The sequence below is a fragment of the Epilithonimonas arachidiradicis genome, assembly GCF_003610695.1.
GTDB classification, from domain to species: Bacteria; Bacteroidota; Bacteroidia; order Flavobacteriales; family Weeksellaceae; genus Epilithonimonas; species Epilithonimonas arachidiradicis.
In genome coordinates, this window is sequence record NZ_RAQH01000005.1 from 218,146 (window position 1) to 241,599 (window position 23,454).

General features: G+C 38.8%; 15 protein-coding genes and 2 pseudogenes. 5 read left to right on the forward strand and 12 right to left on the reverse strand.

Annotated elements, in window-relative coordinates; genetic code table 11:
- Positions 1–9 precede the first annotated feature (9 nt).
- From BXY58_RS10375 to BXY58_RS10400, 6 genes are all read right to left on the reverse strand, one after another.
- Positions 10–1,404, reverse strand: a complete 1,395-nt coding sequence (locus tag BXY58_RS10375) for a DUF4960 domain-containing protein (protein WP_120213784.1) — start codon at positions 1,402–1,404, stop codon at positions 10–12.
- A gap of 12 nt (positions 1,405–1,416) precedes the next feature.
- Positions 1,417–3,114: a RagB/SusD family nutrient uptake outer membrane protein gene (locus BXY58_RS10380; RefSeq protein ID WP_120213812.1), complete on the reverse strand. Its 1,698-nt coding sequence runs from the start codon at positions 3,112–3,114 to the stop codon at positions 1,417–1,419.
- Between the two features lie 101 nt (positions 3,115–3,215).
- Positions 3,216–6,317 carry a SusC/RagA family TonB-linked outer membrane protein gene (locus BXY58_RS10385; protein WP_120213785.1) on the reverse strand — a complete coding sequence of 1,034 codons (3,102 nt, stop codon included), beginning with the start codon at positions 6,315–6,317 and terminating at the stop codon, positions 3,216–3,218.
- A 56-nt stretch (positions 6,318–6,373) separates the two neighbouring features.
- Positions 6,374–7,924: a glycoside hydrolase family 32 protein gene (locus tag BXY58_RS10390; protein WP_120213786.1), complete on the reverse strand. Its 1,551-nt coding sequence runs from the start codon at positions 7,922–7,924 to the stop codon at positions 6,374–6,376.
- A 33-nt stretch (positions 7,925–7,957) separates the two neighbouring features.
- Positions 7,958–9,271, reverse strand: coding sequence for a sugar porter family MFS transporter (locus BXY58_RS10395; protein ID WP_120213787.1), 1,314 nt, complete (start codon positions 9,269–9,271; stop codon positions 7,958–7,960).
- 448 nt (positions 9,272–9,719) lie between these two features.
- Positions 9,720–12,485 carry a substrate-binding domain-containing protein gene (locus BXY58_RS10400; protein ID WP_120213788.1) on the reverse strand — a complete coding sequence of 922 codons (2,766 nt, stop codon included), beginning with the start codon at positions 12,483–12,485 and terminating at the stop codon, positions 9,720–9,722.
- 80 nt (positions 12,486–12,565) lie between these two features.
- Between BXY58_RS10400 and BXY58_RS10405 the strand changes: the two are divergent.
- Positions 12,566–12,757, forward strand: a pseudogene (locus tag BXY58_RS10405) (DUF6691 family protein); the annotation flags it as partial.
- A gap of 66 nt (positions 12,758–12,823) precedes the next feature.
- Here BXY58_RS10405 and BXY58_RS10410 read toward each other — a convergent pair.
- From BXY58_RS10410 to BXY58_RS10435, 6 genes are all read right to left on the reverse strand, one after another.
- The gene (locus BXY58_RS10410) at positions 12,824–13,519 is read right to left on the reverse strand and encodes a VIT1/CCC1 transporter family protein (protein WP_120213789.1); all 696 of its coding nucleotides are present in this window, start codon (positions 13,517–13,519) and stop codon (positions 12,824–12,826) included.
- A gap of 63 nt (positions 13,520–13,582) precedes the next feature.
- A complete protein-coding gene (locus BXY58_RS10415; RefSeq protein WP_120213790.1) occupies positions 13,583–14,752 on the reverse strand; it encodes a DUF3570 domain-containing protein in 1,170 nt (389 codons plus the stop codon).
- Positions 14,753–14,787: 35 nt separating this feature from the next.
- Positions 14,788–14,991: a DUF4266 domain-containing protein gene (locus BXY58_RS10420; RefSeq protein WP_120213813.1), complete on the reverse strand. Its 204-nt coding sequence runs from the start codon at positions 14,989–14,991 to the stop codon at positions 14,788–14,790.
- A 26-nt stretch (positions 14,992–15,017) separates the two neighbouring features.
- Positions 15,018–15,944, reverse strand: a complete 927-nt coding sequence (locus tag BXY58_RS10425; protein ID WP_120213791.1) for an FAD:protein FMN transferase — start codon at positions 15,942–15,944, stop codon at positions 15,018–15,020.
- 6 nt (positions 15,945–15,950) lie between these two features.
- On the reverse strand, positions 15,951–16,397 hold the full coding sequence (locus BXY58_RS10430) for a thioredoxin family protein (protein WP_120213792.1): 447 nt from the start codon (positions 16,395–16,397) through the stop codon (positions 15,951–15,953).
- A 70-nt stretch (positions 16,398–16,467) separates the two neighbouring features.
- Positions 16,468–16,857, reverse strand: a complete 390-nt coding sequence (locus BXY58_RS10435; RefSeq protein ID WP_120213793.1) for a hypothetical protein — start codon at positions 16,855–16,857, stop codon at positions 16,468–16,470.
- A 280-nt stretch (positions 16,858–17,137) separates the two neighbouring features.
- Here BXY58_RS10435 and BXY58_RS10440 point away from each other — a divergent pair, with 280 nt between their 5' ends.
- The 4 genes and pseudogenes from BXY58_RS10440 to BXY58_RS17225 all read left to right on the forward strand — a co-directional run.
- Entirely contained in the window at positions 17,138–17,470 is a 333-nt protein-coding gene (locus BXY58_RS10440; protein WP_120213794.1) for a hypothetical protein, read from the forward strand.
- Positions 17,471–17,551: 81 nt separating this feature from the next.
- A pseudogene (locus tag BXY58_RS10445) lies at positions 17,552–21,993 on the forward strand (CusA/CzcA family heavy metal efflux RND transporter).
- Positions 21,994–22,000: 7 nt separating this feature from the next.
- The gene (locus BXY58_RS10455) at positions 22,001–23,152 is read left to right on the forward strand and encodes an efflux RND transporter periplasmic adaptor subunit (RefSeq protein ID WP_147366834.1); all 1,152 of its coding nucleotides are present in this window, start codon (positions 22,001–22,003) and stop codon (positions 23,150–23,152) included.
- A 126-nt stretch (positions 23,153–23,278) separates the two neighbouring features.
- Positions 23,279–23,454: helix-turn-helix domain-containing protein (locus tag BXY58_RS17225; RefSeq protein WP_147366835.1), on the forward strand; the 176-nt coding region annotated here is incomplete at its 3' end.

The window sequence follows — 23,454 nt, forward strand, 5'->3', positions numbered from 1 at the left end:
ATTATGATATTAATTCGTTACAAGATAATTAAGGCTGTTCTCCGTGATTTTTTTGATGTTATCCAAAAATCCGTTCGGCTGGCTTGGTGTTCCGTTCGCGGTTTCGTTGTACCAGTCGTAAGCACCCATTGAGATAGTGATACAAATTTTATTGGCAGTTCCTCCCGGAAATTCTGCCACAGCAACACGTCCGTCCAAAGTATTGTCCCAGGCTTCACTAGCAAGATTATTTCCTCCTGTCTGCGTTCTCCATCCAGCTCCGTTCACATAGCCGCCCCAATCCGGCAAGAACCACCACGCCGTATGATTTAATCGAAAGGTTCCTTTCTGAAGAAAATTAGCTTTCCCGGATTCGTAGGTCTGTAGCCCATCAAAAACAGGATGTGCTTCATTACCTTTGAAGGAAATTCCCCAATCGTTGTTTGCATCTACAAACCCATTCGGTAAGAAATCCCCGAAAACATTGTTCGGACCTTTTCCCGAAGGCACAATTCCCAAAGCATCCACATATTGAGCAGCAAATCCCGTTAAAAGAATATTTCCGCCAGCATTCAGATAGGTTTTGATTTTGGAAGTAACATTCGTATTCAATGCTTCACCAGGCAAAGCGGTAGCCGAATCAAAATGCCACCAAATCACATTGATGCCCGTCAGGTTAGCTGCACCACTCGCCACATCTGCCATTGAAACATAAACCGCTCCGGAAAATTTTCCAAAAAGCCAGTCAGAAGCTGCAATTTCATCAGGATTGGTTAGACCTGTTCTGGTTGCTGCCGTTCCGAGGAATGCCACTGTTGGTCCAGAAACCGGAGTGGTTACTTTTGCCGTATAGATTTCAGTCAGATTCGCATTGGAAACAGTAAACTGTACAGGGCTACTGAAATTAATCATAGTTCCTGATGCAGGATTGATACTCACACCGCTTGCCATTTCTATCACAGGCTGCAATGCAGTAAGATTCGTTCCTTCCGGCATTGTGAGTGAAATCGTTTTGCTGGAATGGTTGATGGTTGCCGATAATCCGTTGATTTTAAAACTGATAATCGGAACCTGGGCCTGAACCGTCACCTGATAATCTTTATAAATATTACCATTCTTTACTCTGAATTTGACAGGCTGCGAAAAATCAATTACAGTTCCCGAAGCCGGGGAAATCACTGCACCTTGCGGAATTTCTATTATTGGCGATAAAGCTTTCACGCTCGTTCCGTAAGGCAACGTTACCGTGATTTTATCATTTTTATTATCAATGTCTCCAGAAACGCCGTTTACTTTAAAGGAAGAAACATTCACCGAAACATCTGTTACCAGACTGTCTTCCATATTGTTGTCGCAAGACCAGATCAACATTGTCGAAACCAACAGCAGAAAAAATATTGGGAGTTTATTAAATATTGTTTTCATAAATCTTTAGTTTTAATAACCGTTATTTTGCTTGTACAATCCCTGGCTGAAATTGATCTGAGCCAATGGAATCGGGCAGTATTCTTCAATTCCGTGGTCAAATCCTGCCTGAGAGTAGTAAGATCTTTTCGTTTTTTCTCCGGAATAATAGGTATTCATCGTACCTGCTGCGGTTCCCCATCTCACAAGGTCGAAGAAACGGCTGCCTTCCATTGCAAATTCCATTCTGCGCTCCCATCTCAAGGCTTTTCTTGCAAAATCCTGATTCCAAGTACAGTTCACACCCGGTTCATATTTGCTGATAAGGTTGTTTGAAGTATAACTTCCGGTCAAAACGGTACTGTTCGCCGCACGTTGTCTCACCTGATTAATTAAAGGCAACGCCTCGTTGATCTGTCCAAGCTCTATTAAAGCTTCTGCCTTCATCAACAATACATCGGAATAACGGATAATGATCCTGTTTTTAGAATTGGCATAAAACGGGTCTACATTCACCGTACAACCACATCCTACGGGTACATTTTCCTTTAACGAAGCATAATAACCATACGTTCCCGGGCTCCTGTTCCAGCTTTCCTGATAGATTTTGTTTTCCTCGTATTTCCAAGGCAATCCCGGCAAAGCAACCGTGTGGTAAAGTCTTGGATCTACTTTGTAATTATTGAGCTGATTGTAATTCAAATCCGTATCATTATACGTATCAAACATTGGCAAACCTTGTGGCGTTGTCTTGAAAGCGTTCACCAGATTCTGACTTGGTTTGTGGAAATCGCAGCATCCCAAACCTTGCGGCAGAGAAAGCACATCCCCGTAATTCAGTCTTCCGAAAAGCGTTCCGTCATTGTCGGAATATTGAATTGAGAAAACCGATTCCGGACCATTCTCGTGCGTTCCCGGAAGAAAATTGTACCCGAAATCTGATTCCAGAGTATAATTTCCGATCACCTGATTAGCTGCGTCAATGGATTTCTGAAGCGTTGCCGGATTAATCTGAGTCACCGTATAATTGTCGTCCTGCTCATAAGCCTGATACAATCTCACTTTTGCCAAATATGCATAAGCCGCACTTTTCTTTGGCCTTCCGACTTCGGATTGCGTTGACGGCAAATTGGCAGCAGCATCTTCAAAATTGGAAGCGATGGCGTCCCACAGTTGCTGGTCGGTTTTCGCACGGTTGGAGATTTTCGGGTAATCATCAATCGGTGTATTTTCATCTACGTAAGGCACATATTTGAAAAGGATTTTCAACATAAAATAAAAATGTCCTCTCACGAATTTCATCTCGGCAATACGTTTTTTCTTGTTTGGGTATTGCGCTTCAGAAAGCTGGTTAAGCGCTGCAATTGCTTTGTTGCATCTTCCGATTCCCACATAATGCAGATACCAGAGACGGTCCAATTCACCAAAATCCGAACGGATATTGTTGGAAATTTCAAAAAAATGGAATGCCTGAATATCATTAGTTCCGCTTCCACCTTTGTAAGCATCATCCGAACGTACATTTCCGTATGGCCAAAGGCTGAAAGGGGTGTCATAATGGTCATTTCCAAGTGCTGCATAAGCTGCAATCACAAAACCGTCCACATTCTCAGGCGTTACAACATCGGCTTCGGAAAGCACGCCTCTTGGCTCATTGTCCAGAAAATCGTTGCAGGAAGTTGTTCCCAACAGAAATGAACAGGCAACTGTTAATAGTATATATTTTTTCATTGTTTTAATATTATTTTTAAAGTTTAATCTCTCGCTGATTCCGCTAATCAAGCTGATTTTATTTTTAATCCGTTAAAATTTGCGCGAGGTTTATTTAAATCTTATAATGATAAATTGACTCCAAAATTAAACGTCAGTGGTAGCGGATAACCAAAAGCAGGCGTTTCCGGATCGATGCCCGTGAAGCTTTTGGATTTGATAGTCAGAAGATTCTGTGCGCTGATATAGATTCTAAAATTGGTAATTTTATACTGCTCCAATAGATTTTTGGGAATGCTGTAACCTAGCTGTAAAACCCTTAGTTTCAGATAACTTCCGTTCTCTACATAATAAGATGAAAATCTACTCTCCCCGTTGCTGTCCACCGTTGTAAGCGCCGGAATATCGGAATTCGGGTTCTGCGGCGACCAGGCATTGAGCAATCTTGTTCCTTTGTTGGAACCAATATCGTCTACGCTCCAGAAATCGGTCTGGTATTTTTTGACATTGATGACATCCACATCGCCTATACCTTGCCAGAATGTCGACAAATCGAAGTTTTTATATGAAAAGTTAAGATTAACGCCATACATAAATCCCGGATTCGGATTTCCGATCCATGTTCTGTCTTTGTCATCAATAATTCCATCATTATTTAAATCGGCATAACGAATCCTTCCCAATCCTTTGCCCGGTTGAGTAGCGGAATTATCTACTTCAGCCTGCGTTCTGAAAAGTCCGTCGGCAACATATCCATACATTGAATTGATCGGTCTTCCGAGAATATTATCCGTGGTTCCGTTTCCGCCATAATTGTTGATAACGGATTGTGGTAATTCCGTGATTTTGTTCCGGTTCATTGAGAAATTTCCTGAAATCTCGTATCCGAATCCGCCGGAAGTTTTATCCTGATAACCCAAAGCGACTTCAATCCCTTTATTTTCCATAGATGCGCCGTTGATCCAGCGGTTTCCACCTTCGCCAATTACGCCCAGATAGGGAGGTAAAACGAGAATATCTTTGGTTGCTTTTTTATAAATATCCACGCTTCCCGTCAGTTTCTGATTAAAAAATCCGAAATCCAGACCTAGGTTGGTTTGCGTGGTAGTTTCCCATTTCAGATCATCATTTTTAGTTTGTGTTGCAATGAATCCTGAAGGCAATAAACCGCTTCCCACTCCAGAAATATCATAAGCCGTTCCGTAGGAAGTTGCCCAGGTCGGATTTCCGCCTGCATAATTAGCAATGTAAAGAGAATATACTGCCGAGTTGCTGATTTCCTGGTTTCCGGTCTGTCCCCAACCTGCTCTCAGCCTCAAATCTGAGAAAAACGGAATCCATTTCTCTGCAAAATCTTCTTTGTTGATTCTCCATCCAGCCGAAAATGCCGGGAATGTTCCGAAACGGTTGTTTTTCCCAAATCTTGAAGAGCCGTCATAGCGCACTGTTGCAGAGAACAGGTAACGGTTGTCATAATCATAAGAGAATTTTCCGAAGTATGACAACAAGCTGTAATAGGTAGAGCTTCCACCGTTGAATGCATCTCCCGTCCCGGCATCAGGATACATATAATCGGGAGTTTCAATCAGGAAGCCTTCTTTTCTTAGCCATGTATTGTTGTAGGTATCTTTATACATTTCCATCCCGCCAAGTAAATCGAAGTGGTGATTTCCTGCTTTGGCTGTGTATTGAGCTGTATTGGTCCAGGTCCATTTTTCCGTATCGGACTGGTCGATGTTCACGGCGTTGGTTTTATTCTGAAGATAGCCGGAAACATAGCTTCTCTGTAAGATTCTTTTATAATAGTTGGAAAAATCTACACCAAAACTTGATTTCAATGTCAAATTTTTCACAGGTTGTAATTCGGCATAGACGTTTCCGAAAAGACGCTGGTAACGGTAGCCGTTGTCTTTGTTATATTCCAAAAGACGGACAGGATTCTGACGGTCATTCATCCCGCCAACCGGACCACCCCACCCGATTCCATCCACAGTATGAACAGGAATAATCGGCAACGCTCTCAAAGCCGGATCAAGAACACCCGGATCCATCAATTCGTTGGTTTTATTATATGTAAAATTTTCCCCGATTTTCAACTTACCATCGAAAAAATTATAAGATGTATTCACACGGGCAGATAGTCTCTTGAAATTGGTCAGCTTTACGATACCGTCATTGTCATAATACCCCATCGAGAAATAATAAGAACCTTTGTCTGACGCGCTTGAAGCCGCCACATCCAAAGAATTGGCAACGCCGGTCTGGGAAACCTCATCATACCAATTGGTATTGGCAGATTTGATGGTTTTTGCCGCATCCAGATATTCCGGAACGTAGCTGTTGTACAAGGTCGGAATTCCGTTCTGAACGCCCCAGTCGAAGCTGTAGCTCAGGTTATTATTGTTCGGATTCAGACCGTCATTGATATTAGCCTGCCAAAGCACCTGCCCAAATTGTTTTGCATTGAGAACAGGCGTTTTTTTCGCATATTGGGAAAAAGCCGTGTAATAATTCAGGTCGATTCTCATCTTGCCTTTTTTTCCTTTTTTGGTGGTAATGATAATCACACCGTTTGCCGCTCTGGAACCATAGATACTTGCGGAGGAAGCATCTTTCAGTACCTGCATCGTTTCGATGTCACCCGGATTCAGCTCGTGCATTCCTGCTTTTGTTGGTACACCGTCTATGACATAAAGCGGGTCGGTATTGTTCAGTGTCCCGACACCACGAATCAGAACTTTGGTACTTCCTCCTGAAGGCGAGCCATCGGCGGAGATATTCACCCCAGCTACTCTTCCCTGTAGTGATTTGATGGGATTCGGTTCCGCCTGTTTGTTAAGATCTTTCATATCAACAATGGAAACTGCTCCGGTGATGTCGGCTTTTTTCTGCTTGGTATATCCGGTCACCACAACTTCGTCAATGTTCTTCACCTTATCGGCTGCCAAAACGATGTTGAGGACAGTTTTCTCATCCACCACCACTTCTTTTGTAGTATAATCGGGATAGGTAAAAACCAGCGTGTTTCCTTTCTTCAAATCATTGATCTGAAATGTTCCGCTGTTATCAGTCGTTGTAGTAACTCCCGTTTCGGAAACAGTGACAGTCACGCCGCTCAACGGTTTCTGATTGGGAGACAGCACCTTTCCTTTCACAATTTCCTGCGCAAAAAGGTAGGAAAACGGAAGAAGGCAAAAGGCGACTGCAATTTTATATTTCTTCATATCATATAGTTTTAATTTTAATTAATTGTCTACGGAATGTTCTACACAGATATTGTTTATTTAATATTAAGCTGATGTGCATTGATATTTAATGAACTTCCTTTCGTGTCTGTTGATAAGGTCAGTTCTGAGAGATGTTCGTTCGGGAAGAAGATTTCGGTCAGTACTTTTTCGCCGTCGTTGAAGAAGATTTCAATGGAGGTCTTATCGATGACCAGTTTCATTTTGGCTTCGGAATAGATCTGATTCAAAGGCGCTTTGGTAACCGGCGTGGCGTAATGGTTTCCAAAGCCTGTTTTTCCTGATTTGGAACGATCGACAAACAATTCTTTTGTTTTATTATCAATTCCAAAAACGACTTCTTCTCCCAAAGAATTTTTCAGAGAAAAGCTATAAGTTCCGGCAGTCATCTTCTTTAAATTTAAATCAAGAACGGCTTTAGTCAGGTCAATTTCTGATTTATCTATTAATTTATTTTCACTTTTCAGATCGATTTTTTTCCAGATAGATTTTCCTTGATAATTTTTCAGTCCGGCAACCGGAATATTTTTAAGGATATAGCCCTCTTTTGTTTTTTTAAGTGAAACTTCCCTCGCCATTGTCGTACTGCTTCTCCACGCTTCCGTAGGAACTTCCTGTGCATATTCCCAATTGCTCATCCAGCCGATAACCACCCGTTTTCCCTGCGGAACATTATCAAATGAAACACTGGCATAATTGTCTTTTCCCCAATCGAGCCAGGCTGCTTTTTCTTTCTGAAGCTGTTTTGTGAAAAGTTCATCAATCTTAAATGTTTTTCCGTCAAAATCGCCGACAAAATATTGTCCTGCAGAGCCATTATTCGGTCCTCCCGGATTGATATTGACGATCAGAACCCACTTTTCTTCGTTGGAGCCTTCTACTTTTAACGGAAATAGATCAGGGCATTCCCAAACGCCGCCGTGACCGCCCAGATCTTTTCCAAATTCGGATTGGAACGCCCATTCTTTCAGGTTTTTTGAGGCGTAAAAGTGCGTTCTGTCCTGAGCCGCCAAAACCATAATCCATTGCTGTCTTTTGCTGTCCCAAAACACCTTTGGGTCACGAAAATCACGGATTCCCGGGTTTTTAAGAACTGGATTTGAACTATATTTTGTCCAAGTTTTGCTATTATCCAAAGAGTAAGCAATTCCCTGAGATTCTACATCTATTTTTCCGTCTTTTTCCCGATTGGGATTGTGATACGTGTACACCGCAACGACAGGATTATTTTTGGAATCTCCGAAACCTGAAGTATTGTTTTTATCGACCACCGCACTTCCTGAGAAAATATATCCCAAATCATCCGGGTAAAGTGCAATCGGCTGCTCTTCCCACTTGACAAGGTCTTTGCTTGTGGCGTGTCCCCAATGCATCGGTCCCCATTTGTTTCCATCGGGATAATGCTGGAAGAACAGGTGATAAACACCGTCTTTGTAATAGAGTCCGTTCGGATCATTCATCCATCCTTTTTTGGGGCTAAAATGGAAATTGGGACGGTAAAGCTGTTCTTCCTTAGAATCCGACTGAGCGTTGAGATTCGAAAAAAAGATAGAAGCGACAATTAAACTTGATATTATTTTTTTCATTGAATTATTTTTTCTCGAAGATTTTTGAAGGGTTTATTCTTTTGTAAGTGTTTTGCTTAATTTTTCCAGTGAGACTCCTTTTGTTTCCGGCATCATAAAAATCACAAATAACAGCTGGAATACCATTGCGATCGTAAATACCAGAAATACCGTTCCGGCGCCAATCGTAGAAAATAATGTCGGAATAAGGGATGGAATGATAGCTGCCAAAACCCAATGCGTAGAACTCCCGAATGCCTGTCCTGATGCACGGAGATGGTTCGGAAAAATCTCGGAGATAAAAACCCAGATCACCGTTCCCTGTCCGATGGCGTGAGAAGCGATAAACAGGAATAAAAACACAGGAATCGCCAAGCCCGACCAATGGAAATAAAAAGCCATAGAAACGAGCCCCAACGAAATGATATAACCGATGGAACCAATGTACATCAAAGTTCTTCTGCCAACTTTGTCGATAAGATTAACGCCAACCAACGTGAAAACCATATTAACAACTCCAATTCCGATACTGCTGAGAAGTGCGGTTTTCTCGCCCAATCCAGCCTCACCAAAAATTCTCGGTGCATAATATAAGAATGCATTGATGCCCGACATCTGATTGAAAAATGCGACAAGGAAAGCGAGCATCAGCGGAAAACGATATTTTTTCATAAAGATATTTTCCTTTGGTGCTTCGGCGTGATCGTCTTCCATCTGAGAAATGAGTAGGTCAGAATCCTGATCCGGGTTTACGATTTTAACTACATTTTTGGCTTCATTTATTCTGCCTTTGGAAACGAGCCATCTCGGGCTTTCCGGAATTATAAGTACACATAAGGTGTAGATAGTTGCCGGAATTGCCTGAACACCAAGCATCCATCTCCAGTCGTTATCTCCGATTCCGCTGAGTAGATAATTGGATAAAAAGGCAACCAAAATCCCCAGCACAATATTGAACTGATACAAGGAAACCAATCTTCCGCGGTCTTTTGCAGGAGCGATTTCGGAAATATAAGCCGGTGCAGCGATAGTAGATGCTCCAACGCCTAAGCCGCCTATAAATCTGAAGAATGCGAAGATATAAGGATCATTGGAAAGCGCTGTTCCGATTGCTGAAAGTGCGTATAAGACACCTATTGCCAAAAGTGTTTTTTTACGCCCGAATGTATTGGTCGGGATTCCACCAAAGATGGCGCCGATAACAGTTCCCCACAATGCCATTCCCATTACTACCGCACCGTGGAATGCGTCTGAACTCTGCCAAAGCGCCTGTAGTTTTTTGTCGGCTCCGGAAATCACCACCACATCAAACCCGAAAAGAAATCCTGCCAAAGCCGCAGTGACAGACCACATCAAAATTTTATTCATATATAGAATTATTAATTTGTTTGTGGCTAATATATCCCGTGACAGGAATGCACAGGTCTAATTATGTAACAAAATATTTCGTCAAGGTTAATTATTTGTTAACTTATTTTAATTAACTGAAAATTAAGATTTTAAAATTGATGCGATTTCAAAATATGATAATGATGTTTCAAAAATGTAACACCATTCTATAAAAATGTTACGTAGATTAGGAGAATTTTTATAAGGATGAACGAATGTTAGTATGAGAAGATTGACCGAAATTTGAGGTCGGGTTTCGGAAGCGACGGCTCTAGTTTTTATAAGATATATACTTCGAGTAAGCAATACATCATTGTTCACCCGAACAAAGAGGTCTTATTAGTGCTGACAACGATATCTAGTTCGCACGGATATTGCTACTCTTTATTCGGAAAAGAAAGGAAAAAAAATATATAGGGATTAATTATTATTCCTCACCACTACTCCTCCTAAACACGTTTGGAGAAACCCCAAACTTATTTTTGAATACTGTGGAGAAATAATTCGGGGAAGAGAAGCCGGTTTTATAAGCAATTTCGGAAATCGTCAGTCCTGGATTTTGCAGCATTGATTTTGCCTGTTCCAGACGGATATTATTGATGTAGTCGCTTACATTCACGTCAAACATTGCCTTTATTTTTCTGTAAAGCTGGATTCTTGAAATATTCAGTAAATCTGCAAGATTTTCCACTGAAAAATCGGGATTGTCAATATTGGTGTTGATGATCTGATTCAATTTGTTCACGAACGTCTGCTCCATACTTCCGAAGGATTTGCTGTCCACAATTCTTCCGATGTTGTTGGTGTAATAATAACGTAGCTTTTCGCGGTTGTAAAGCAATGAACGCAACGACTGTGTCAGAATCGGATAGCTGAATGGCTTCGTAAGGTAAAGATCAACCCCGGATTTCAGTCCCTGAAGATAAGATTCCTTATTATCCAAAGCTGTGAGAAGAATGACCGGAATATGAGATGTTCTAAGGTCATTTTTAAGAATTTCGCAAATTTCAAATCCGTTTTTTTCAGGAAGATTCACATCGCACACAATGATGTCGGGAATTTCGCTTAGCGCCTTATCAATTGCATCCGTACCGTCGGAAACCATTACATCAAATTCCGTCTGAAGCTTATTGCTGAGGAAAAACGACAAATCCGAATTATCCTCCACCAAAAGCAAAGAATACCGATCACCAGAATTTTCCTGATTTTGCATAAAACTTCCTTCTTCCACCACGCCAAAAACACTATCTTTTGCCAGCGTTTCCGCATCCATAACACTCGGTTCTTTTATCATCTGATCTTCATTGAAATGCTTGTTTCCTTTGTAAAGACTGATGATAAATTCCGTTCCCTGAAAAGAACTCACCTCGATTTTCCCGAGATGAAGCTCCACAAACTGACGGCTGAGATGAAGCCCGATTCCTGAACTGTTTTTCCGGTTGTTGGAACCTTTAAAATAGGGTTCGAAAACGTTGCTGATCTCTTTTTCCGGGATTCCTATACCATTGTCTTTGAAGCTGATAACCGCCTGATTTCCTTTTTCCTGAATTGTAATTTCAATTTTTCCATTGTCCGGCGTGAACTTAAAAGCATTTGACAAAAGGTTAAAATATACTTTATCCATCAGGTTTCTGTCAATATACAGTTCCAGATTTTTGTTTGCGGAATGAATTTCAAACTTAATATTCCTTTTTTTGGCTTCATTTTCAAAATCCCTGAAAATGCCATAAGTGAAATCGTAGATATTGGTTTTGGAAACCCTTAGATTGAAGGTTTTATTTTCTATTTTCCTGAAATCCAAAAGATTATCTACCAACCTTAGCAAACGGTTTGAATTTTTATTAATCAGTTCCAGCTCATAAGACGGCTTTGCACCCTTACTTTTAAAAGTATTTTTCAATGATTCCAAAGAACTTAAAATGAGGGTTATCGGTGTTTTGAATTCGTGGGACAAACCCGTGAAAAAGTTTACTCTTGCTTCATTACTTTCCTTGAGTTCATTGGCAATGGTTTCAATCTGATTCCGCTGAATCGTCACACGTTCGTTGGTGAGGGTAAGCTGTTTATTTTTAATTTTAATGGTATAAATCAGGTAAATAGCATAGGCAATCAGGCAAAACATCATAATTAGAAGGACAACTGACCACCGGAACAATTCTCTTTGGGAAGAATAGAGTTCGGTCTGCTTTTTCACGGCATTCACCTGATTTTCAATTACTCCCTGCTGTTCGATGATTTTATCGAACTGGTTACGCATAATTTCAGCATTCAGCCTGTCGATAATGGTTGTACTGAGCTTGATTCGTTTCAGTGGAATTTGTCCGTTGTAGATTTTAATAGCAGTTTCAATGGCTTCCGTTCCGCCGGTAGGATAAAGCAAAGTGGCATTCAATTTACCATCCAGAACCATCTGGATTCCACCATCTTTGGTATTCAGACCATCCACACCGATGAATTTAATTTGATTTTCCACACCGGCGTTTCTCGCTATTTGCCATGCTTGCGTTGCGAGTTGGTCATTGAAAGCAAAAACATAAAGAGCCTGATTTCCCAATGAATCCAGAGTTTTTCTGAATGCTTCAGCGGGAAGACCTTTGAAGGTTTTTATCAGTTCTGTATTGGAATTATTTTTAATAGTTTGCCGGAATCCCACACTCCTTTCTGTTGTGGGTGAAGAATTATCATCGCCTTTTATTTCAATGACTTTTTTTAAATTTTTAGAATCCGAAATAATATACTGCGCTGCCTCTTTGCCAATCTCTATATTATCAGCACCGATATAAGTGGCATATTTATCAGAATTGATTTTTCTATCCACCAAAATCACGGGAATCTTTTTTGCAAAGGCTTTTTCCACCACAGGAACCAGCGAATTCGGATCAATAGGTGAAATAATGATGATATCCGCTTCATTATCTATCATCTTCTGAATATCACCGATCTGTTTCTGAACCGAACCTTCTGCTTTGCTAATGCTTAGCTGAACCACAGAATGCAAAGACGCCTGAATCTCCATGGAATGATTCATGGCCTGTCTCCAGGGATGATTTCCCAAACCTTGCGAGAAGCCGATATTTATTTTATCCGACTTTGTTGAAGCATCCTTGCAACCATGCAAAATCATCAGCAACAAAAATAAAACGGTACTAACCTTGGGAAAACCAAACGTTCTAAAAGCTTTTTTTGTGGACATATGAACACAATATTAATAAAGATGTTTTACACCTACAATTTTTGGTGAGAGTATTTTATATATGAACGCATAAAAATCCGCCCAAGACATTCAATAAAGGCCAAATCTATGGCGGATTGATTTTCGGGTTTGGCTGGGCGATTACAGGCGCTTGTCCGGGACCTCCTTTCGCGCAGATCGGAACCGGAGCTTCGGCGGTTATCATTACTTTGGCAAGTGCCATTTTCGGAACTTGGGTGTATGGTTATTTCAGAGGAAAATTGCCTCATTAAAATCTTAAATCGACAAAGACTGTAATTTAAAACTACAGTCTTTATTTTTTTTTTTAATAATAATCTTTATGCCACAGAAACTCCGAAAAGATGTCCAATCAAAGCGGTGACACCCATTGCTACCGTTCCCCAGAAACAAATTCTCAGAACGGCAATTCCTATTTTTGAACCACCGGTTCTTGCTGAAATCGCTCCTAAGATCATTAAAAACATAATGGAAAATCCATACTGGAAATAGACCATTTGTTTAAGCGGTGCCAAAAGTGAAACCACAAACGGAAGTAATGCTCCTAAACCAAACGAAGCAAATGAGGCCATTGCCGCCTGCAAAGGTTTTGCCTGTGTGATTTCATTAATGCCCAATTCATCGTGAGCGTGAGCTGCCAAAGCATCGTGATTTGTAAGTTCGGTCGCAACTTGTAGAGCAGTTTCCTTGCTTACGCCTCTCCTTTCATAGATTTTTGCCAGTTCTCTCAATTCAATTTCCGGCATATCTTCCAATTCTCTTTTTTCTCTCAACAAATCAGCCTTTTCCGTATCTTCCTGCGAACTTACCGACACATATTCTCCTGCTGCCATAGACATCGCTCCGGCAATCATCCCGGCTAAAGCAGCAAGAATTATCGTATTTCTATCCGGAGAAGCGGCTGCAACTCCAATTACGATACTTGTGGTGGACAACAAACCGTCATTCGCACCTAAAACCGCTGCACGAAGCCATCCTACTCTATTAACATAATGTTTTTCTAATTGATGATGCATACGTTTTTGTTTAAAAAAAAATTGACTTGTCAAATAACATTCAACAAGTCAAGTATTACAATTTTATTTGAATCTTAAATTTAACGAAATAATATCAGAAGTCATCCCGACAGATTTCGTGTAATGTCCGTACCTGATTTCAAGCATATTCAATCTTTCTACGCCGAACAGCCCATTTTTAGGATTAAATCTGATTCCTGCACCGTAAAAATTACTGTTGAATTTAGACAAATCATAATTGCTCGTATAATAATCGTCGAAAGCCGTATGTTGTTGGTAAGGTGAAAAATATTTCGCTGCAGTTTGCGAATAATACCTGTAAAAAGGTGTCACAGAAACAAAAGGCGAAATTTTAACAGGCGTTTCCAAACTGATGGTATTCGATTTCAAACCCCAATCGTCGGTATAATATCTATAATACGCTCTCAAAATCACTTTATCTCCAAGAAAATAATTCGCTCTCACACCAACCGGAAGTTTAAACCTTTTATCCGGCAATGTTTCCTGGTGAACAGAATTATCATTAAAATAAACCCTGTGAAAAGGCAAACTCAAATAACCCGTCTGCTGAACGGCATCGGTAAGAAATTCCATCTGGAAATTCTGATTAATAATCTGTGAATACGCCAAAGACAGAGCGTAGGTATTTCTTCCGCTTGTTCCTTCATTTTGGGCAGTTCTGAGCTCGATGGGAGCAATCAACTTCACTTGGTCAAAATAGGCTTGGAATTTTGCGGTAAATTCTCCCATTTTGTTGGGTGTTTTTTTCGCAAAACCAATATTGGCACTATAAGACTGATAATCAAATTCTGTAGAAGCCGAAACTCCCGCCAAAATTGTTGTTCCTTTGCTTTCGTTTTCACGGCTCCAGCTTAGTGCAGGATAGATTCTCGTATCTGCGTGGGAAGCTGATGAATTGGCTTTCAAATCTATCATATCCGAAGAAGCCGAAGTATAATGGTCTATCCCGACACTGAAACCAAACTTATTTTTCCTGTCTTTTTTATCATATTTTACAAGGGTAACATCGATAGCATTCGAGATATCATTAAGCTTTTCAGAACCCGTTCCTCCCGTTACCGCAGAATTATTTCCGTCTTGCTTATAATAACTTGAAACCAGATTGGCTTCATCCAGCGTTAGTTTTTTCGGTTGTGTATTGCCTGTATTTTCCTGTGCTTTTACATTGAAAATTCCTAAAAGAGCAATAACACTTACTATAATTTTTTTCATTTTTTAAATCACAATTAAATTTTACTGCTACTATTTTAGTTGCAGCCGCAACCACCGCCTACTTTTCCGGCATTGGCTCCTGAAGAGCCTTCTCTGTACGACTGAAAACTGAGTTCTGTTTTTTCTACTGTTCTGTTTCCTAGAGCCATTTCGGCGTCGTTCAATTTATTTTTTTCGTATTCTTTTATGGTGGTGCAAGATTGCACTGAAGCAACGATTGCCAAAAAACACACCGCCATTTTTATTTTAGTTTTACTATTTCTTTTCATTTTAAATTGATGTTTTGAGATGAATAAATCTTGTTGTTATCATCGATGATGACGCATTCTAAATGGTTGATTTGATTCACCATATTCAGTGCGGCATCGATTCCCATAATGCTTACAGGAGTTGCCATTGCATCGGCGATTTCTGCGTTTGGACAGAAAATGGTGACGCTTTTTACGCCTGAAACGGGCATTCCAGTCTTTGGATTGATGGTGTGAGAATATTTTTTACCGTTGATGACTACGAATTTTTCATAATTTCCGGAAGTTGCAACCGCCATATCTGTGATATTCATATAAGAAAAAGGCTGTTTTGAGTTGTCCGGGTCTGCAATCCCGACGGTCCAAGGTTTTCCGTTGGCTTGATTTCCCCAAGTCGTCAAATCTCCGGAAGCATTTACAATACCGGAAACCACGCCTCTTTGCTGAAGAATTCTTTTCGCCATTTCTGCAGCATAACCTTTCCCGATTCCACCAAAACCGATGCGCATCCCTTTTTCTTTGAGAAAAACAGTTTGATTGGTTCGATTTAAAATAATATTTTGATAATTAACCAATTTCAGATGACTTTTTATCAATTCTGGGTTGGGAAGTTCTTGCATTTCACGGTCAAAATTCCAGAAACTTTTATCGATTCCGCCATAAGAAATATCGAAATATCCATCGGTAATTTTGCTGATTCTGATACTTCTTTCAATCAAATCAAAAATCTCGGCATCAACTTTTACAGGTTGTATCCCTGCATTTCGGTTGATGACATTGGTCTGACTTTCTTCATTAAAAGTCGTTAAAAGCCTTTCAATTCTACGGATTTCTTCAATGGCAGCATCGATGTGGCGATTCGCCGAAGTTTCGTTTTCGTCAACAACGGTAATTTCAAAAGCGTTCCCCATCAGTTTTTGAGGTCTTTTGAATTCTTTTAACATATTCGTCTAAGGTTTTTGGTTGTCTTTAATCTCTCTAATCTCTTTGCTGAACGCTAAAGCATCGCCGGAAATAATACCTTCCCAACTTTTCAGGATTTTACCTTCTGAATTCAGCAAAATCGTGTAAGGAAAAATTCCTTTTTGGTTGTACTGGTCGGCAAGTGAAACATTTTCTTTCTTGAGTTCTGCCGAAAGCTGATTCTTTTTGTTTCTCGGAAAATCTGCATTGAGATAAACAATCACATTATCGGTTTCCAACTTCTTGAAGTCTTCGGTTTCGATAATATTTTTATGAAGCTTGATACACGGAACACACCAGTCGGAACCGGAAAAATTAAGCAGAATAAGTTCGTTTTTTTCTGCAGCTATTCTTTTTGCGTTTTCCCATCTGTTTTGAGCATTGAAAACGACTGAAAACACAACCAAAAACAGGGTTGAAAATATTGTTTTCATAATATTTTAAATGAAATTTTTGTTTAACGGAGTACAGCTTTTAAAATTTAAAAAACTGTATTTATGAATGTTATGAAAACAGAATTCTAGGTGGTTCCCAAACTGAACTTTTAAAACCCTTCAGGCAAAAGTCTTCGTCTTTTGATAAAATTTTAGGTGATTTAAAAAGGTTTAGAAAGTCCTTTTTAAATTCAAACTCGAAATTTTGATTAAGTGTAAAAACCAAAACCAATGGTTGAGAATGCATCACAAAAGGAAGTTTCTGATCTTTCCCATAATCTCCATCTTTTGCAGGATGTTCGTAATGGGTTTTGAGAAAAGCTACCAAAGGCATTTCCGGATTGAGTGCTTTATGCTCAAAGTAATGCTCTACAAGTGTAGGAATTTTTAAAAGCTGATATAGTTCGGTTGTAGAAACCAAAAACAAAGTAAGCAAAACTATGGAAATCAACTTTTTCACAAATCAAATTTAAATAATTTTAAGTTAAGAACGATTTTAAATAATTTTATATTGTATAGAAATTAGAAGAAACAAATGATTATTTCAACCATTCAATACATTTAAAATTTTCTCTATACACTCTATGAATTAAAATATTATCTACGAAAGCCGAACAACTCTGAGTTCATCATAAAATGAATCATTTTTATTTTATAATTTATTAACTTAGAATTTCCCGAACTATTAAAAAACCTCTATCTTTGCAACAATGTTAAGATGGTTTTCCATACTATGTTTGATGATTTATGTACTTGCAACAACCAATGTAGCGGAAGTATTAAAAGCACCTGTCTTTATAGAACATCTGATGGATTATCAAGGAAGTTTTTCCGAGTTTTTGGTAGAACATTACGATAATCATCAACCGGATTCTGACTGGGATACAGACCAAAAATTGCCATTTTTCAATCCACCGATTGTTTTGATGGTCTATGCAAAACTTCCGGAAACCACTTTTCACATCGAAAAAATCAAAGAGATTATCATATCTCAAAAACCAACTGTTTATCAGGAAAAAGACTTTTCCAGCAGTTATCTTTCCCGTATTTTTCAGCCACCTCGCTTTTGTTAATTGATTTTTATTTTAAATATCAATGTTTTAGGTTTTTGTCTAGAGCAGTTGATTTCTATTTAATTCAATTAATAAATTTCTATGTTAAATAAAATTATTGAGTTTTCTGTAAAGAATAAACTCATTATTACACTGTTTACCATTGCGCTTATCCTTTTTGGAATTTATGAAACCACTAAACTTCCCATCGATGCACAACCTGATATCACAAGTACTCAGGTTCAAGTCATTACAGTTGCGCCTTCTTACGGAGCTGCGGACATTGAACGTCTGGTAACTTTTCCTATCGAGCAGGCAACCAGTAACATCAGCGGAATTACCCAAATCCGCAGTTTTTCACGTTTTGGATTGTCGTTGATTACAATTGTTTTTGATGATGATACTGATGTGTATTGGGCTCGTCAACAAGTTCAGGAACGATTACAACTGGTTCAGGAAAATATTCCTGCAGGCATCGGAAAACCTGAATTAGGACCTATTTCGTCCGGTTTGGGAGAAATTTTCCAATATGTTGTAAGACCTAAAAAAGGATACGAACACGTTTATGACGAAACCGAACTCAGAACCATTCAGGATTGGGTGATTCGCCGACAGTTATTAGGCACGAAAGGCGTTGCCGATGTCAGCAGTTTTGGAGGTAAGTTAAAACAATACGAAATTGCCATTAATCCCAATCAATTACAGGCTTTTAACATCAATATCAATGATGTTTTTGATGCCTTGGAGAACAATAATCAAAATACTGGAGGCGCTTATATTGAGAAAAGAGAAACCGTCCTTTTTATCCGTAGTGAAGGACTTTTAGGAAGCACAGAAGACATCGGAAATATTCAGGTTTCGAATACAAAAGAAGGAATTCCTGTTCATATTAAAGATGTAGCGAAGGTAAAAATAGGTTTCGCAACCCGTTACGGAGCAATGACTTACAACGACAAAGACGAAGTTTCCGGAGCAATCGTAATGATGCTGAAAGATGAAAATGCCAATGAAGTCGTTGGAAATATTAAAGAAAAATTAGAAAAAATTCAGGAATCATTACCGGAAGGTGTTGTGATTGAACCGTTTTTGGACAGAGCTAAAATGGTGAATAACACGATTAGTACAGTAAAAACCAACTTAATGGAAGGCGCGTTAATCGTCGTTTTCATTCTGGTTTTATTCCTTGGAAATTTCAGAGCGGGATTATTGGTTGCTTCCGTGATTCCTTTGGCGATGCTTTTTGCCATTATTATGATGAATATTTTCGGAGTGGGAGGAAATTTAATGAGTCTCGGCGCATTAGATTTCGGATTGATTGTCGATGGAGCCGTGATTATCGTGGAAGCTGTTCTACATCAGTTAGCTCATAAAAAACATTTCGGAAAAGACAATATGCTTTCAAAAGCAGAAATGGACGGTCAGGTTTCAAGTTCCGCAACAAAAATGGTGAACAGTGCCGTTTTCGGACAAATCATTATTTTAATTGTTTACTTACCAATTTTTACGCTGCAGGGAATTGAAGGAAAAATGTTCAAACCAATGGCACAAACCGTTGCTTTTGCCCTGATTGGTGCATTTTTATTGTCATTAACCTACATTCCGATGATGAGTTCTTTGGTGTTAAGCCGAAAGAAAAAAACAAAAGATAATGTTTCTGACAAGGTAATGGCAAAAGTAGAAATCGGTCATCAGAAATTATTGATTAAGGCTTTAAAATTCAGAAAAACAATTATTGCAATCGTTATTGTTTTGTTTGCAGGAGCGGTTTTCGTACTTTCAAAAATGGGTGGAGAATTTATTCCATCGTTGGAGGAAGGTGATTTTGCGGTGGAGATGAGAATTCTTCAGGGTAGCAATATTGAAGAAACGAAAAAGGCGACAACTCAAGCTGCCAAAATTTTATTAAAACAATTTCCGGAAGTTCAAAAAGTCGTAATGAAAATTGGAAGCGGAGAAATTCCGACCGACCCAATGCCAATGGACGGTGGCGATATGATTGTTGTTTTAAAACCGAAAAAAGAATGGACTTCCGCACATTCGTTCCCTGAACTTTCAGATAAAATGAATGAAGCATTACAAGTAATTCCCGGACTTACCGCTAGTTTCCAGTTTCCGGTTCAGATGCGTTTCAATGAATTGATGACGGGAGCAAAACAGGATGTGGTTTGTAAAATTTATGGCGAAGATTTAGACAGTTTGGCGACTTATGCTAAAAGATTAGGTGGAATTATTTCAACCGTTAATGGCGCTCAGGATTTGTATTTAGAACCTGTTGTCGGTGCTCCGCAAGTTGTGATTGATTATAATCGCGCTGAACTTTCTCGTTACAATATTTCTGTTGCAGAAATCAACAGGGTTATCAACATGGCTTTTGCTGGGCAAACTGCGGGCGCTTTGTACGAGGGCGAAAGAAAATTTGATATCGTTGTGAGAATGGATAATGAGCATAAAAAAGATATCTCAAGCATCCAAAATCTGTTGGTTCCAACTCCGAATGGCGAACAAATTCCGTTGTCACAATTGGCAAAAGTAGAATTAAAGGAAAGCCCGAATCAGATTCAGAGAGAAAATACAAAACGTAGAATTGTGATTGGTTTCAATGTTCGTGGAAGAGACGTTCAGAGTATTGTAGAAGAGCTTCAGCAAAAGGTTAACAAAGATTTGAAATTATCTGCAGGTTACACGATTTCTTACGGAGGTGCTTTTGAAAATTTAAATCAAGCTAAAGCAAGATTAGGAATTGCCGTTCCGATTTCGTTGGTGATGATTTTCTTATTGCTGTTCTTCGCTTTCGGTTCTGTAAAACATAGTTTGCTGATTTACACCGCAATTCCATTATCTGCAATTGGAGGAATTTACTTTTTAGCATTGCGAGGAATGCCTTTCAGTATCAGCGCAGGAGTTGGATTTATCGCCCTTTTCGGAGTCGCTGTTTTAAATGGAATTGTATTGATTTCAGAATTCAACCGACTGAAAAAAGATGGCGTTAAAAACTTAAGCCGAATTGTTTTGATGGGAACGAGAATCCGTCTTCGTCCGGTTTTGATGACGGCTTTCGTGGCTTCATTAGGGTTTTTACCAATGGCCATCAGCAATGGAGCCGGCGCGGAAGTTCAGCGACCTTTGGCAACCGTGGTTATTGGAGGTTTGATGTTGGCAACACTTTTAACCTTATTCGTCTTGCCGATTCTTTACGTCTTATTTGAACGAATCAGCAAAAAGAAAAAATTTAATAGAAGCTAACCTTAGCTGAGTGAAACGCCTTTGCGAACGAAAAAATCAAAAGTCTCAATTTAAAAAAAATCTTAGCGCTCATTGCGTTAAAAATAAATACAATGAAATTTTCAAACAATTATAAAAAACTGTCCTCATTCTTATTTCTGATGTCTTTCGGAATAATAAATGCGCAGGAAAATATTACCTACGAACAGGCTCTGGAAAAAGCTTTTCAGCAAAATGGAACTTTAAAAAATTCAGAATTAATTTCTGAATATCAGGAAAAATTAAAGGCAAGTTATCTTGATATTCCACAAACGGAAGTGAGTGCGCAAATCGGACAAATTAATGGAATTGAAACCGATAATTCTTTCTCCATTTCCCAACGTTTCAGCTTTCCGACGGTTTATACCAAAAGAAAACAAATGCTGGATGCAGAATGGAATGCAAGTGTCATCAATCAAAATCTGACGAAAGCGCAATTAACAAAGGAAGTTTCCGATGTTTTCTACCGAATTCTGACGCTTCAGGAAAAGAAAAAAGTGATTGAATATATCAGCAAATTGTACAGCAGTTTTGCGGAAAAAGCGAGTTTGAGACTGAAAAAAGGAGAAACCAATATTTTGGAGGAATCGACGGCAGAAATTCAGAATGAACAGGCAAAAACGCAGTTGAATATGCTTGAAAATGATTTGAATATTGCCAAACTTCAGCTTCAGTTATTATTTCAGTCGGAAGAAAAATTCCAGCCAATTTCTGATAAGCCGATTATGAATGTTAATCTTCAGATTTCAGAAGAAATGATTCAGCAACATCCTGAATTACAGTATTTAAATCAACAAATTAAAGTTAATGAAGCAGAAGCGCAACTTGAAAAATCGAAGTTGTTGCCGGATTTATTGGTTGGATATACGAATCAAAGTATGAAAAATCTGAATAACAATCGTTTTAATGCGGTTCAAGTCGGTGTGGGAATTCCTTTGTTTACGAAAGGTCAGCGAGCTTTGGCAAAAGCGACAAAAGCAAAAGTGGCGATTTCAGAAAATCAATATCAATTAAAAGAAATTGAACTGAAAAACAGATTCGGACAGCAAATTAATAATTACACCAATCAACTGAAAATCGTTGATAGTTATGAGCAAAAACAGCTTCCGAAGTCTGAAACCATTTTAAAAACGGTTCAAAAACAATTGGAAGTCGGCGAAATCGATTATCTGAACTGGGTAATCCTGACGAATCAGGCAGTGAAAACGAAGGTTGATTACATCGATAATCTCGAAAGACTTAACCAAATTGGCTCAGAACTTAATTTCTTACTATCAAAATAACAACGAAATGTATCTTAAAAATATATCAATCCTTAGTTTAAGTGTAATTCTGATTTTATCTTCTTGTTCAGGAAAAAAAGAGGAAGAAAAAACGGTGTATGAAAACACAAAATTCAAGGAAAAAGACCAAAATACGGTTCAAATGTCGGATAAACAATTACAATCGATTGGTTTAACGACAACAACCATTCAGGAAAAAACAATGCAAAAATTAATTCGTCTGAATGGGAAAGTTGAAATTGCACCGTCTCATATCAGTTCGATTTCCAGCATTATGGGCGGTCATATTAAATCAATTAACGTGATAAACGGAAGCCATTTCAGCAAAGGACAGGTTTTGGCAGTTGTGGAAGACCCGCAATTTATTCAGTTACAGCAGGATTATCTTGTGACGAAAGCACAGTTGGAATCGGCAAGGTTGAATTTAAACCGTCAAAAAGATTTGAATATCACCAAAGCGACCAGTGATAAAACTCTGCAAACTGCTCAGGCAGATTATTCTACGTTGAATGCAACGTTGAAAGGTTTAGAGGAAAAATTAAGAATTATTGGAATTAATGCAAAAGGATTAAATTCATCCAATATCAGAAGCAGAATCAATGTTTACGCGCCTTTCAGTGGTTTTGTGAGCAAAATTCTGGTGAATAACGGACAATATATTAATCCTTCGGATACTTTGTTTGAACTGATTAATCCTTCTGGTTTATTGCTTGAATTAAAAATGTTTGAAAACGATGTAAATGATGTGAAAATCGGACAGGAAATTTTGGTTTACAACAATCAAAATCCTGATAAAAAATCGACAGCTAAAATTGTAAGTATTGTTCCAAGTATTGAAAATGGTGGTTCGTCGATTGCTGTGGCGAAACTTTCAACGCCAAATCCTGAGTTTATCAAAGGAATGTACATCAACGCAGAAGTGACTATCAACAGTAGATTTACCATTGGATTACCGAATGAATCTGTGGTTTCTTTTGAAAGTAAAAATTATGTTTTTGAAGATTTAGGAAACAAAAAATATAAGATGATTCCTGTGAATGTGGGAATATCTGATGATAGTTTTACCGAAATTCTGAAAGCAGAAAGTTTGAAGGACAAAAAGATTGTTCAGAAAGGAGCCTATGGACTTTTGATGGCGCTGAAGAATAAGACGGAGTAGAAATTAAAATTTATTTTATCAATTTAATATAAAAAAAAGGAGACTTAAAATTTTAAGTGTAAAGTATCAATAGATCCGCTACAAAAATGACTTAAATTTATGGTGTAAAGTTTAAAACCTTTATCCATGAATAAACAGCAACAGCAAGTCAAAGCTCGTAAGGATTGGCTTAAAATCTATTTAGAATCGGGGTCTGTAACAAAAACGGCTTTACGTTGTGGAATTGCAAGATCAACACTTCACCGATGGATAAAAAGGTATAAAGAAGAAGGAGAACAAGGACTGTCAGATAAGTCAAGACG

What these genes read in the sequence shown, in the direction of transcription:
- BXY58_RS10395 (WP_120213787.1), bottom strand. Translation starts at nt 9,271, where the DNA reads ATGAATAAAATTTTGATGTGGTCTGTCACTGCGGCTTTGGCAGGATTT.
- BXY58_RS10410 (WP_120213789.1), bottom strand. Translation starts at nt 13,519, where the DNA reads ATGCATCATCAATTAGAAAAACATTATGTTAATAGAGTAGGATGGCTT.
- BXY58_RS10415 (WP_120213790.1), bottom strand. Translation starts at nt 14,752, where the DNA reads ATGAAAAAAATTATAGTAAGTGTTATTGCTCTTTTAGGAATTTTCAAT.
- BXY58_RS10420 (WP_120213813.1), bottom strand. Translation starts at nt 14,991, where the DNA reads ATGGCGGTGTGTTTTTTGGCAATCGTTGCTTCAGTGCAATCTTGCACC.
- BXY58_RS10455 (WP_147366834.1), top strand. Translation starts at nt 22,001, where the DNA reads ATGTATCTTAAAAATATATCAATCCTTAGTTTAAGTGTAATTCTGATT.
- BXY58_RS10390 (WP_120213786.1), bottom strand. Translation starts at nt 7,924, where the DNA reads ATGAAAAAAATAATATCAAGTTTAATTGTCGCTTCTATCTTTTTTTCG.
- BXY58_RS10425 (WP_120213791.1), bottom strand. Translation starts at nt 15,944, where the DNA reads ATGTTAAAAGAATTCAAAAGACCTCAAAAACTGATGGGGAACGCTTTT.
- BXY58_RS10430 (WP_120213792.1), bottom strand. Translation starts at nt 16,397, where the DNA reads ATGAAAACAATATTTTCAACCCTGTTTTTGGTTGTGTTTTCAGTCGTT.
- BXY58_RS10380 (WP_120213812.1), bottom strand. Translation starts at nt 3,114, where the DNA reads ATGAAAAAATATATACTATTAACAGTTGCCTGTTCATTTCTGTTGGGA.
- BXY58_RS10440 (WP_120213794.1), top strand. Translation starts at nt 17,138, where the DNA reads ATGATTTATGTACTTGCAACAACCAATGTAGCGGAAGTATTAAAAGCA.
- BXY58_RS10400 (WP_120213788.1), bottom strand. Translation starts at nt 12,485, where the DNA reads ATGTCCACAAAAAAAGCTTTTAGAACGTTTGGTTTTCCCAAGGTTAGT.
- BXY58_RS10385 (WP_120213785.1), bottom strand. Translation starts at nt 6,317, where the DNA reads ATGAAGAAATATAAAATTGCAGTCGCCTTTTGCCTTCTTCCGTTTTCC.
- BXY58_RS10375 (WP_120213784.1), bottom strand. Translation starts at nt 1,404, where the DNA reads ATGAAAACAATATTTAATAAACTCCCAATATTTTTTCTGCTGTTGGTT.